The sequence below is a fragment of the Polyangium sp. y55x31 genome (genome assembly GCF_029946505.1).
Classification (GTDB): domain Bacteria; phylum Myxococcota_A; class Polyangia; order Polyangiales; family Polyangiaceae; genus Polyangium.
Genome location: NZ_JARZHG010000002.1, coordinates 518,590 through 531,449 on the forward strand (window position 1 = coordinate 518,590; position 12,860 = coordinate 531,449).

9 protein-coding genes are annotated in these 12,860 nt (G+C 71.0%); all 9 read right to left on the minus strand.

What is annotated here, in order from left to right; genetic code table 11:
* Positions 1–81: 81 nt before the first annotated feature.
* The gene (locus QHF84_RS05255) at positions 82–741 is read right to left on the minus strand and encodes a hypothetical protein (protein WP_281312060.1); all 660 of its coding nucleotides are present in this window, start codon (positions 739–741) and stop codon (positions 82–84) included.
* Between the two features lie 11 nt (positions 742–752).
* Positions 753–1,184, minus strand: a complete 432-nt coding sequence (locus QHF84_RS05260) for a DcrB-related protein (RefSeq protein ID WP_281312061.1) — start codon at positions 1,182–1,184, stop codon at positions 753–755.
* Entirely contained in the window at positions 1,181–2,110 is a 930-nt protein-coding gene (locus tag QHF84_RS05265) for a hypothetical protein (RefSeq protein WP_281312062.1), read from the minus strand. The genes QHF84_RS05260 and QHF84_RS05265 overlap by 4 nt, the downstream gene beginning before the upstream one ends.
* A gap of 94 nt (positions 2,111–2,204) precedes the next feature.
* Positions 2,205–4,772, minus strand: a complete 2,568-nt coding sequence (locus QHF84_RS05270) for a DUF2169 domain-containing protein (protein WP_281312063.1) — start codon at positions 4,770–4,772, stop codon at positions 2,205–2,207.
* 137 nt (positions 4,773–4,909) lie between these two features.
* A complete protein-coding gene (locus tag QHF84_RS05275; protein WP_281312064.1) occupies positions 4,910–5,809 on the minus strand; it encodes a hypothetical protein in 900 nt (299 codons plus the stop codon).
* 104 nt (positions 5,810–5,913) lie between these two features.
* A complete protein-coding gene (locus QHF84_RS05280; protein WP_281312065.1) occupies positions 5,914–9,183 on the minus strand; it encodes an error-prone DNA polymerase in 3,270 nt (1,089 codons plus the stop codon).
* Positions 9,180–10,958, minus strand: a complete 1,779-nt coding sequence (locus QHF84_RS05285; RefSeq protein ID WP_281312066.1) for a DNA polymerase Y family protein — start codon at positions 10,956–10,958, stop codon at positions 9,180–9,182. Before QHF84_RS05285 ends, QHF84_RS05280 begins: the two co-directional genes overlap by 4 nt.
* A 21-nt stretch (positions 10,959–10,979) precedes the next feature.
* On the minus strand, positions 10,980–11,711 hold the full coding sequence (locus QHF84_RS05290; protein ID WP_281312067.1) for a recombinase A: 732 nt from the start codon (positions 11,709–11,711) through the stop codon (positions 10,980–10,982).
* Between the two features lie 201 nt (positions 11,712–11,912).
* Positions 11,913–12,791: a hypothetical protein gene (locus QHF84_RS05295; protein ID WP_281312068.1), complete on the minus strand. Its 879-nt coding sequence runs from the start codon at positions 12,789–12,791 to the stop codon at positions 11,913–11,915.
* Between the last annotated feature and the right edge of the window lie 69 nt (positions 12,792–12,860).

Genomic DNA, 12,860 nt, shown 5'->3' on the forward strand with positions numbered 1-12,860 from the left:
CTTGCGCTGGTCCGGGTCCAGGGGTGGACAACCCCTGGTCGGGCCCGGGGTGAAACCCCGGCGCGGCGCTACGCTACGCTGTCAGGGCATGAGGCCTGGCAGATCCTTCACGAAGTGCCAGTCCTGGAAGTGGCCTTCGGGGATTGCGCCTACGTAGTCGGCCACGTCGACTGCGTAGAGGAGTGCCTCGACTTTGTTTGTCGGCGTGCCGGCGACGAGACCTGCGGCGTCGACCGTCTTTTGCACGACTTGGAGTGCGAGGGGGGCTTTTTCCTCGGGGCGCTTGCTTTGATCGGTGGGTTCGCCGCCGTAGAAGATGTGGGGGGCGCCGTCGATGATGAGGCCGTTGCACTTCGTGAAGTCGGTCCTGCGGCTTGCGGGGGCGTTTTCGATGAAGACGCAGTTGCTCCCGGTGGCTGGGGATTCGTCGTGTTGATCGGTGCGCGTCTGGGGGCTGACGTTGGCTGCACGGTTCTTTGCTTCTTCGAGGAAGACGTGCTCCACGCCCTTCACGATTTTCTCGGATGCGTCGCGTGGGTCGACGTACTTGTCGATCAGGTTGCCGATCGACTGGCTCGTGCCTGCGACGGTCGCGGCTGCGGCGAAGACGGCGAGTGATGCTCCTCCCGTGAACACGATGAGGGCCCCGAGGGCGACTCCTCCGAGTGTGTAGACGATCTGGATGTTGAAGCTCTTGTGGTCGACGGAGGACGTGACGCGCGCGGCTTGCTCGACGGACATGATGAATCCTCCTACGACGAACGCCTCACCATCAGTGATCGGCAGAACTCGACGGCGAATGCCTCGATCTGCTCGCGGTACGAGGGCCGCGCGGAGAACGTCGCGACCAGCGTGCGATCCGAGAGCTCGATCAGGAGGTGCACCTGGAAGATGACGTCTTGGTCCTTCTTCCAGCGGATGGCTGCCACGCGATGGGGCACGGCGAGCTCGAGCACGGGCGGCTCGTCCACGTGGAGCATGGGCAGGCGCTTCTGATACTCGGACATCGCCAGCTCGAAGAGCTTGTCGATCGTCGGGCGATCTGGGCTGAGATCCCGCTGCACCACGAGCCCTACGCGGCTGCCGTCCTCCGTCTGCCATTCCAGCGTGTGAATCGTCCTGTCGATGTAGCCCGGCGGAACGGCCACCTCGACGTCGTCCATGTAATACGTGACCGTGTTCATGACGGGGCTCCGAGCCGCACGAGGTTTCGATGGGCGGCCATCGCGACGATGTCCTCGGACGAGGTCGCGACGATCCATTGGTTCGTCGGGGCGAATGCTCGGAGCACCTCGAACTGGCGCCGCGCCTCGGCCCCGCTGAGGTAGAGCTCGGGGGAGTCGTACAGCACGACCGAGTGGTGCACGCCCACGAGCACCATCGTCGCTGCGATCATGAAGGCTTGCTTCTCCGACATCGAGAGCTTCGATACGGGCCTCGGAGGCCCTCCCTCGCGCCCGAACTCGATGTCTCCTGCGGCCGACACGCCGCGCAGCCGGAGGTGCGGGCAGAGCTTCGCGAAAAGCTCCTTCAGCTCGGCGATCTTTGCGTCGTCCGTGCGCCGCAGCATCGTCTGCTCCGCGAGCTTCACGATCCCCGCGTACTTGTCCGGCCCGCGCGAGAGGCGCACGCGGCGCTGCTCGTAGACGGGATCACGCACGGACGTCACGTGCGGCGGCAGCCCGCGGTCGGCGGGGATGTAATCGACTTTCCCGTGCTGCGGCTCGTGATCGTATCGCTCGAGGATCACGCCGATCGCCGGATCGGGTGCGAGCTCGGCCGGGCCTGTGCGCGTGTAGATGGCCTCGGTCCCGAGGAGCGGCCTCGGCGCGCCGACGACCTTGCGCTCGTCCTCCGACAGCCACCACTCGATCGTGATCTTCGCCGACGTCCCGTCCTTGCCGATCACGTCGTCGAGCCGCGGCCCTGGCCCGTACGGGGCGACGCGCTCCTTGCCCGCGATGATCACGTCGAGCAGCCTCGTTTTTCCGCTCCCCGGCGGCCCGGTCACGACCACGAGGTCTGCGGGGAGGGCGCCGTCTCGCGCCAGATCGAGCGAGCCGTCCGCGAGCCCCAGAAACCCTTTCCACGTGACGCTGGCGATCCTCATCGCAGCTTGCCTCTTTCGGCGTATTCGCCGGAAAACCCGGCCCACCCGTCGGCGCCAGCGTATCGGAACGCGACCGGGGGAGGAAGCCCCTGCTCTAGCCCTCGGCGCGACCGTGAAGCACGCGACCGAGTGCCATCGCGACGAGGGCCTCGGGTTGTGTCTCCGCGACGTCCTCGCGGAGCCTCGCCTCGGCGAGCACCACCACCGGATAGGAAGGCAGGAGCGGCAAGGACGTCGCGACCGCGTCGGAGAGATACACGAGCATCGTCTCGCCGCCGCGCGCGAGCGTGAGATCGGCGCGGATCCGCGTCGCGCCGAGCAGCGTGCGGCGCTTGTATTTGCGGCCTTCGAGCAGGATCCGCTCCACCTCCGAGGCCACGTACCGCGGCGGGAGCGAGAGCGACGACGACGCGGCCTCGATCTGCCGACCGAGGGCGAGCACGGTGTCGGGCCGCGGCGGGACGGGCGCGGCGATCGCTTCCTGCGCGACGGCGATGGCCGCGAGCAGGCGCTTGTCGCCTCCTGCGACCGTCTGCGCGACGCTGACCGCCGCGCGCAGCCCCTCGAGCTCGTCGAAGACGGGGCGCAGGTCACCTGCGACGGCGAGGAGCGGCGGGTGCCAGTTGTTCTGGTCCTCGAGGCTCTCGGCGAGCGCGCGCCGGATCTCGGCTGCGTCCGCCGAGCGGGCGCACGAGAGGACCCGGGCCACGTCCGCGCGGTCCTGCTCTTCCTGCGGGAGCTTGCTGCGCGACGCCTCGGCGGGCTGCACGGGGCGCGGGCCCGCGAAGATCGGCGCGAAGCGCTTCTGCATGCGGAGCCGGGGCAAGACCTTCGGATCGAAGTCGAGGACGTCGACGACGGCGAGTCTCTGGACCTGTGTGCTCGCCGAACGCATCACGCGCGCCCCGGCGCCCGGCTCGTCGTTGCGACGCGCCTCGCGCGCGGCGGCGTCGGACGCGGCCTTCGCGCTCACGAACACGAGGGGCCCGGCGCTCGCGACCTCGGCCTGCGCCGCGTCGGCCTTCGGGGCCTCGGGGGCTTCGAGGCTCCGCGCGGCGGGCTTCGCTCCGCTGAAGGCGCTCTCGAAGGTCGTCGGGGCGTTCTTCGGGGGGAGAGGCGGGGGCGAAGGCGACGGCGCGATCGACGACGGCATCGGCGCGATCGACGACGGCATCGGCGCGAGCGACGACGGCATCCCCGGCAGCGGCGGCGACGGCATGCCTGGCAGCGGCGGCGATGGCACCCCCGGCAGCGGCGGCGGCATCGGCGACGGCATCACCGGGAGCGGCGACGGCGCGGGGACAGCGGCGATACGCGAGGGCGGGATGGCCGTGGGCGGGGCTACGGGGGTGAAGGGCAAGGCTTGTGGCATCGCCTCGGGCCGCGACGGGGGCGGCTGGGGCACGCTCGGCGAAAGCGGAGGGTACGAGCCGCGGGAGCTCGGCGCGCCCGAGGTCGCGTCGGCCTCGCGAAAGGGCATCACGCCGTCGAGGTTGCTCGGGCGCCGCGGCGGCTGCGGGTTCGCGGCCTGGTTCGTGCCCTGGAAGGGCAGCCCGTCGTGCCGCCGGGCGGGCACCGTGAACGGCATCGTGTAGTGCTCGTCCTCGTCGATGCGCCTGTCCTCGGGCCCCGGCCGCGCCAGCGGGACGATCTGCGCCTCCTCCAGCGGGACGGGCCCGCCCATCGGCCCGCCGACCACGATCACCTGGACGTCGCTGCCGGCGGGGAGCGGGATCTGCGCGCGGAAGGTGAGCGTGCAGATCCCTCGATCGGTGTCGATGCAGAGCTGGTCCCCCTGCAGCCTGGTCGGCTCGCCGCGGCTGCCCGCGACGATCGCGTAGGGCGTCAGGCCGGACAGGGTCATGCGCAGGCGCGGGTGTTTTCCGTGCAGGTTCTCGGCGATGATCGTCTCGTTCGGCTCGAGGGGGCGTTCGAGCCGCTGATCCTCCGGCGCCACCAGGAAGTATTGCCTCGGCAAGGTCTTCGGCAGCGCGAACGCGTCCGAGCGGCCGAGCCAGGTGCGCTCGCGCTCGCCGAGAAGCCCCGCGCGCACCGGCCACGCGGCCGCGATGGGGCCGAAGCCGGCGCGCGGGATGTGCTCGTGCAGCGAGGTGATCTCGTGGAGGTGAGGCACGAGCTGGGGCACCGGGACGGGGCCGAGGAGCGCGCTGCGCGAGAGGTCGATCCCGGCGGGGTTGTCGGTCCCGGGGCCGCCGGCGGCGTATTCGTAGCGGAGCGAGAAGCGGGTCTGGAGGGGCGCTTCCTCCACGCTGCCGTCGGCGCGGAAGCGGCGCGGGCCCCAGGCTTCGATCGTCTTGTCGACCGATCCCACCACGATACGCGCCGCGATCGAGCGCGCGGGCCGCCCCTCGGGGGCGTAGGCGGAGCCGACGATGATGACCTCGGCCCTCGGCTTGAAGGGGGCGAAGTCGCTCGGCGCGTGGACGCTCCGCGTGGGATCGTCGTCCCAGTGCCCGTCTTCTTCCTGGAGCGGCACGGGGACGTCGAGCGGCGCGGCGTCTCCCGGCGCGAACGTGTAGGTGGCTTTCGCGATGACGGTGACGACGAGCGAGCCTCGCTCGTCGCGCCAAAGACGCGAGCCCACGTCGAACGGGCCCCGCGAGGTCACGCGGACCGTGGCGGCTCGGGCTTGCGTGTTCACGCCGGGCTCTCCGCGCGGGCGTCGTCGTCGGCCCGAGGGAGGATCACTGCGGGGGCGGCGCGCATGAAAAGCGGATCTACCACGAACCGGCGGCGGTTTGCGGCACCGAACGCCCCGCTCTCGATCGTCTCCGGCCGTTACAGAGGATTCATGATCAAGCCGTACCCCACGACTTCGGGCTTGCCGGCTCGCTCGAATTTCACCGTGAAGATGCCCGGCTCACTCTCGCTCTGCATGACGGCGCGGCGCATCGTGCCCGCCCACTCGGCCCATACGACGGCGCCGGCCTTGCCTTTCCACTTGATCGGGATCGGCTGCAAATCGGCCTCGTCGGCGATCAGCGCCGCGCCGCCGAATCCCAGGCAGAACCAGCGCTTCACGCCGCCCGCCTCGAACGGCGAGACGAGCAGCACGTGCCGGTACTCCCCCTCCTGCCGGTGCGCCGCATAGTTGCCGGGCTGGAGCCCGTCGACCTGCTTGACCCAGCGCACGCCCTTGAGGAGCGCTTCCGGCGTCCGCGCCTCCATGTCCGTGTAGCGGACCGCGATCCGATCCTTCACGTACCGGCGCACGACGGCGTGTTTCATCACGCCGTTCCACTCGGTCAGCACGACGTCGTTGAGCTTCGGCTTCACGTTGTCCGGGACCGGGATCACGTAGCCCGCGTGCACCTTGTACGACGGGCCGCCGGACTGGCCTTCGATGACCAGGTCGTCGCCGTCGAAGCCGATCGCCGTGGCCGCGTAGAGCACGAGCGTCGAGCCGATGCGCGCGTTCGCCAGCATGGGCTCGGAGAAGGTGAAGACGCGGCGCCCCGGGTCGAGCTTGATCTTGCGCGGGGGCAGGCCGAGCGGGTTCGGCTGGGGCGACTTCGGCTGCGGGGGCTGCGTGGGGCTCGGCGCGATGAACGAGCCGAGCGGCGGCGGATCGGACGAGCCGCTCGCAGCGGGCGCAGCCTCGGTGGTCGTCGACGACCCGCTGCTGCACGCGGCGAGCAGGGCCGCAGCCAGTGCCAGGAGTCGTTGGAGCCCGAACATCAGCCGCGATCTTTGCCGCGTCGCGGCCGGTCTGGCGAGCAAAAAGCGACCGGAGGGGCGCTTGATCCGGTCGTTATGAGCACAAACGATTTGGGGTACGCGGCTCAGTGAAAGTCGCGTGATCGCGTGGGAACGCCGCGTTTGCCGGGCGCGTCGAGGCGCTCGAGGGCCTCGGCGAGGACGTGAACGACCTCGTAGTTCGACGCCCGGGGGTCCGGGTCGCCTGCGGCGCCCTTCGGCCCGGACCCCTGTCGCTCGACCCGGCCGCGAACGGCCATGATCTTCGCGTACCGCGCGGCCGCGTAGCTCGCCTCGAACAGGTCCTTGCGCACGATGACGTTGACCACGCCGGTCTCGTCTTCGAGCGTGACGAACGTCACGCCGCTCGCCGTGGCCGGGCGCTGTCGGCCCACCACGAGGCCCGCGACACGCACGGACTCGCCCGCGCGCCGCTCCTTGATCGAGGCCGCCGTCACCGTGCCTTCCTGTTCGAGCCGCGGGCGCAGGTGCCGCAAGGGGTGGTCGTGCAGGGACAAACCCACCCGCCCGTAGTCGAGCACGAGCTGCTCGGCGGGGCGCATCTTCGGCAGGCCCACGTCCTTCTCTTCTTCGAGCGGGACCTTCGCGAAGAGCCCGTCCGGGAGGCGCGGCGCGCGCGCCCGCCAGAGCGCCTCGCGCCGGCTCGGGACGAGCGCTTCGAGCGCGCCCGCCTCCGCGAGGGCCTCGATGTCGTTCTTCTGCAGGCCCGCGCGCCGCACGAGATCCGCGACGCCGGTGAACGGCGCCTCCGCGCGCGCCCGGAGCACGCCCTCGGCCCCGCTCCAGCCGAACCCTTTCACGAGGCGCATCCCGAGCCGGATCACGCCGGGGTCTTCGAGGAAGTGGTCCCAGCCGCTCGACACGACACAGACGGGCCGCACGATGACGCCGTGCCGCTGCGCGTCCTGGACGAGGGAGGACGGGCTGTAAAACCCCATCGGCTGGGAGTTCAGGATCGAGCAGGTGAACGCGGCCTGGTGGTGGACCTTGAGCCACGCGGAGGCGTAGACGAGCAGGGCAAAACTCGCCGCGTGGGACTCGGGGAAGCCGTACTCGCCGAAGCCGTGGATCTGCTGGTAGAGCTGCTCGGCGAAGCGGGCGCTGATGCCCTTCTCGGAAAAACCTCGCAAGAGCCGCTCGCGGTGCCGCGCGAGGCGGCCGTGCTTCTTCCACGCGGCCATGTCGCGCCGGAGCTGATCGGCCTCGCCGGGCGTGTAGCCCGCGCCGACCATCGCGATCTGCATGACCTGCTCCTGGAAGAGCGGGACGCCGAGCGTGCGCGCGAGGATCCCGTCGAGGCAAGGGTGCGGCGAGATCGGCGCCTCCTGCCCCGTGCGGCGGCGCAGGTACGGGTGCACCATGCCGCCCTGGATCGGGCCCGGACGCACGATCGCGACCTCGATCACGAGGTCGTAAAACTCCTTCGGCTTGAGGCGCGGCAGCATCGACATCTGCGCGCGGCTCTCGATCTGGAAGACGCCCACGGTGTCGGCGCGCTGGATCGCCTGGTAGACGGCCGGGTCCTCGGCCGGGATGCGGGCGAGCGCGTCGATCGGGTCGAAAGGTTCGTCCGGACGATGTCGCTCGTGGACCATCGCGAGGGTCTTCCGGATCGCGGTGAGCATGCCGAGGGCGAGGATGTCGACCTTGAAGAAGCCGAGCTCGTCGAGGTCGTCCTTGTCCCAGGGGATGACGGATCGGCCGGGCATACGCGCGGGCTCGATGGGGGCGACGTGGTGCAGCGGCTCGGCCGAGAGCACGAAGCCGCCCACGTGGATCGACAGGTGCCGCGGCATGCCTTCGAGCGCGTTCGCCAGGAAAATCACCTGCCGCAGGCGCGCGTCGTTCGGATCGAAGCCGAGCTCGGCGAGCTTCTTCTCGCTCGTGTCGGCCTCGTGGTAGAGCGCGAGCCCGCTCAGCCGATCGAGCTGATCCGTGGTCAAACCGAAGACCTTGCCGACCTCGCGCAGCGAGCTCTTGCCGCGGTAGCAGATGACCTCGGAGACCATGGCCGAGCGGTCGCGGCCGTACATCTCGTAGATGGCCTGGATGACCTCCTCGCGGCGCTCGTGCTCGAAGTCGACGTCGATGTCCGGAGGCTCGCGCCGCTCGGGCGAGAGGAAACGCTCGAAGAGCAGGCTCGATCGCGCCGGATCGACGGCCGTGATGCCGAGGACGAAGCAAACCGCGCTGTTCGCCGCGCTGCCGCGGCCCTGGCACAAGATGCGTTTCTCCCGGGCGATCGAGACGATCTGGTGGACGCTCAGGAAGTACGGGGCGACGTCGAGCAGCTTGATGAGATCGAGCTCCTTCTCGATCTGCGCCGCGACCCTCTGCGGCGTGCCCTCGGGGTAGCGGCTCTTGCAGCCCGCGTAGGTGAGGCGGCGGAGCGCGTCGTCCGGGGTTTCGCCGGGATAGCAGTGGCCCTCGCTCGGGAAGTGGTAGCGGATCTCGGCGAGCGAGAAGCGGCAGCTCTCGGCGACCTCGACGGTGCGGCCGACCCAGGCGGGTTCGTCGCGGAACAGGTTCAGCATCGAGGCGGCGCCGCGCAGGGTGGCCTCGGCGTTCGGGGCGAGGAGGGCGCCGGCCTGATCGAGCGTGGTCTTGTGGCGGATGCAGGTGAGGACGTCGGCGAGGGGCTTGCGGCCGCCGTGGTGGAAGAGCGGGCGCGCGGTGGCGAGGACCGAGAGGCCGTAACGGGCGGAGGCCTTCGTGGCGGCTTCGAGGCGGGCCGCGTCGCCGCGATCGAGGTGGCGCCATGCGGCGAGGAAGGCGCGCTCGGCGAAGGCGTCGCGGAGCGGCCCGAGGAGGGCGCCTTCCGCGAGCGCGGGCGTGGCGAGCGGGACGAGGGCGACGAGGCCGCGGTGCGCCTGCGCGACGTCCTCGACCGCGATGCCGGCCGTGCCCTTCTCGTGGGTCGCGTGGGCGAGGGTGAGCAGGCGGCAGAGGTTCGAGTAGCCCTCGTGATCCTGGGCGAGGAGGACGACGCTTCCATGAGGTCGAAGCGAGTCGCCGGGGGGTGTGGGGGGGTTCTCGGACCCCCCCACCGTCAGCGTCAGCTCTGCGCCCACGATGTATGGCTGCTCGAGCTTCTTCGCCTCCGCGTGCGCCCGCGCCGAGCCGTAGAGGCCGTCCCGATCCGCAATGGCAATCGCGGACAAACCGAGCTCGTGCGCCCGCCGCACCATCTCCTCGGGCTGCGAGGCGCCTTCGAGGAACGAGAAGGCCGAGCGCGCGCAGAGCTCGGCGAACGCGGGTTTTTCCGAGGGTCCTTCGGGCGGAGGCTCGGGCGAGCCCCCGGAGACGACGGAGAGGGCCGGCCTTCGTCGGTTCATTCGCACCAGCCCTGGAGGTACCCTTCCCCGGTCGTCCGGTCCACGAAGACCCACGCGAGGCCGGCCGCCCGCGATGCCCCCTCGCCCTTCGGCCCCGCCGACGCCTTCCCGCTCGTGGCGCCTGGGACGAGCCAGGCGACCCCGTAATCCCGCGAGGCCGCAGAGCTCGTCCACCACTCGACCCCGTCGAGCCGCATCACGAACCGCAAGGACTCGATGGCGTAGAGGCGGCTGTCCACGGCGACGACCGCGCCCTTCGTGATGCGGCCGATCGGGACGGGCGTCGGGAAGAGCCGCGTGGGCAGAGGAACGTCGCGATCCTCGGCGGCTTCGAGGTCGACGGCCTCGGCGGGGGCGCGCTTCTGGTCGAGATCCCGGACGGGGACGAGCTTCGAGCGCGCCTCGGGCTTGTGGGCGTGCATCGCTTCGAGCACGCCCACGCGATCCTGGCCGATCTCGGCGGAGAGCTCGGCGAGCAGGGCGGGAAGCGCGTCGGGACGAACGGCCTTGTCGCGCGAGAGGTCGATCTGGACGCGCCGCGCCTCGACGATCTGCGAGACCTCGAGCTGGACGGAGACGGCCGGCGCGAAGAGCTCGGCGCGTTCGAGCTTGGCCCGGAGCGCGCGGTGGAGATCACCCGCGTCGGAGAGCGGCGAGGGCAGGTCGATCGAGAGCGAGAGGACGGGCTCGCGGCTGGGATCGCGCAGGTTCGCGATGGAGCGGTCGAGCGGGATCGTGAGGGTGAGCGAGAGGCAAGCTTCGCCGCGGGCGCCGAGGCGGGCGGCGAAGCGCGAGGTCATGCCGCGAAGGACGAAGAGAATCGGCTCGACGGTGGCGATCGGGTCTTCAAAGCTCGTCTCTTCGACGATCGTGCGCGGGGGCGCGTACGGGACGAGCGGCAGATCGTCGCGGCCGGAGGCGAGATCGAGCACCTCGGCGGCGCGCAGGCCGAGCCGCGGCGTGAGCTCGCCGCGCGGGAGCTTGGTCAGGGCCTCGACCGTGAAGATGCCGAGCCGGCCGAAGAAGGCTGCCGTGTCGAGATCGAGCGGCAGCGCCGTGAGCGGCAGCGGGCCGAGGACACGCGCGCCGGGCTTGGCGACGACCGTCGGATGCGGGACGTTTCGCACGAGGAGCGCCGAGCCGCTGGAGAGCACCGGGCTCGCGGCGAACCGGGCGAGGGCGCGGGCGATCCGCGGGCCGTCGGCGATGGCGGCCTGGACCTTGTGGCCGAGCGCGTGGATCCGCTCGCAGAGCTCGTCGAGCAGGGCCTCCTCGCCGCCCACGAGGTGCGCCGCGCCCGTGACGTCGAGGAAGACCGTGTCGAAGGGCGCGTCGCCTGCCGGACCGCGGCGTTTGTCTTCGTCGGGGTTCGGGGCGCAGGGCGCCGAAGGCGACCCGGAGCCCCGAGCGTTGAACGAGCGCTCGGGGGCGAGGCGGATCGCGGCCGTGGTCCCGAGATTCAGACAAACCTCGGCCACGCGACCGAGCGCGGCGTCGACCTCCACGAACGAGACGTTCTGGATCGTGAGCTCGGCGAGCGTCGCTTGTGCTTCGGCCACGCGCTGGCCGGGGCGGATTCCGTAACGCCAGGCGGCCTCGTCGACGAGGTCGAGCGTGGCCGTGGCGCGGTCCTCGGCCTCCCCTCCCCCGTCCGGTTTGCCCCGCGAAAACAAGACGGCGAGCGGGCCGTCCGCGCGGCCCTCCTCGTGGGCGCGTTGCCGCACGAGCTCGCAGCCGAGCTGGGGCAAGACCACCGCCACGATTCGCCGGCCCATCACCCGATCCTCATGCGCCCATCATGCGCTCTTTCCAAGCTCGATCGACTGCGCTCCCGTCACGCGGCCGCGCCGATCCTTGGCGACCCGCAGGCCGAGCCGATCCTCGCCGAGGCGCTCGAGCTCGATCCGCATCGCCGCCGGCAGCGGCATCGCGCGGGAGGCGGCCGCGTCCGTGAGCAGGAGGACGGTCGTGTCGCTGCCCTCGACGGCGAGGGCGAGGCGGCGGACGATCGTGACCCACCGGTCGAGCCGGGTCTCGCCGCGGCAGCCGGGCACGCCGGCCGTGTCGACCACGACCACGGAGAAAGCGTGGCAGCCGGCGACGCGGACGGCGACACGGGCGAGGTCGTCGAGGTTCGGCCGGACGACGAGCAGCCGGTCGGGATCAACGCCGGCGCGGCCGAGGGCGGGCGCGAAAAGAGACTGCGTGGGGTCGAGCCAGGCGCACCAGGCGCCGCGCGTGTCGCTCTCGCCGCGGAGGCGGGCCTCGGCTTGGGCGGAGGCGCAGAGGGACAAGGCGAGCGTCGTCGCGCGGGCGAGGCCCTGGGGCGCCGTGAGCTCGACGATGGCGCCTCGCGGCAGGCCTCCCTCGGGCAAGGACGCGTCGACGGTGCGAAGGCCGAGGGGCAAGGCCTTGGCGCGACCGGAAAGTCCTTCGATCGCAGGGCGGACGAGGGCGCTCTGGAAGAGCTCCTTGTGGCGGGCGTCGGCGTCCGGGGCGAGGACCGTGGCAGCGGCGGCGCGGTGCATACTGAACACCCTACCAGGTACCTGAACGCCGGCCAAGAAAGATGACACGAACCGGGCGCCCGTGACGGACATAAGCTGTCCGATCAGCGGTGAACTTGTCCGGTGAAGACCGAAACGGGCAGGCGGGGCCCCGGTTCGTGTTCCGGCCGACGGATCAGCGGAGGACCACTGAACAGACCGGGCGAGGGGGTCGAGGGGAGGTCAGCGGCGCGCCCGCGCCCGGCCCCCTGCTTCCGCGTCCGCCTCCGCCTCTGCTTCCGCCTCCGCTTCCGCCTCCGCCTCTGCTTCCGCCTCCGCTCCCGCGATCCGCTTTCGCTTCCGCTTCCGGGGCGCGGCCTCTTCCTCCGCCACCCGCGCGCCGGGCGACGCCGCGTGCGCCACGTCCGAGAGGCGTGACAGCAGCTCGTGGTGCTTCTTCGACCGGCGCCGCACGATCCAGGGGAAGATCAACCGTGGAATGAGGAACGCGAACAGCAGGACGGCGATTGCGGCCAGCACCGCGAGGGAGCCACTCTTCGTGGCGGCCCCGATCCCCCCTGCGATGGGCAATCCTCCGCCGAGCCCGAAACCGAGCCCGATGCCGAGGAACAAGGCCAGGGCGAAATTCGTGTATCGCTCCTCCACGCGGACGAGGGTCTTTCCATTGCGTGATCGCACCGTGACCGAGAGTTGCCTCGGCTGCGATTGCGGGTTCACCGTCGGCGTCCAGGTCAGGGTTTTTCCCACGATCTGCACCTGCCCCGCGTCGCCCGTCACGCTGCGGATCACGTCGACGAGATCCTCGTGCGAATCGGACGTCAATTCGCCTTCGATCTCCTCCTCGAAGAGCGTCCGCAATGGCGCGCCGAGCCAACCGCCCCGGGCCTCCGGCACGTCGGGCGGCGCATGCTCGGCCGCCGCGCCTCGAATGGCCGTGCGCGGGATTCCGAGCTCGCCCGCGTGGCGCACGAGCTCGGCCTCGGTCATCGAGGTCTCGACGGCCTGCGTCTCGGCGTCATGCTCGGCGAGCTCCAGGGCCCGGCGCAGGATGCGGCGCACCTCGGCCGGGGAGAGCTGTCGTTCACGGAAGGGATCGGCCATGGCCGCGGAAGGATACACCGTCACCCCCGGCGGTTCATGGGGGAACGCCGGCCCATGCTCTCGTGTAGG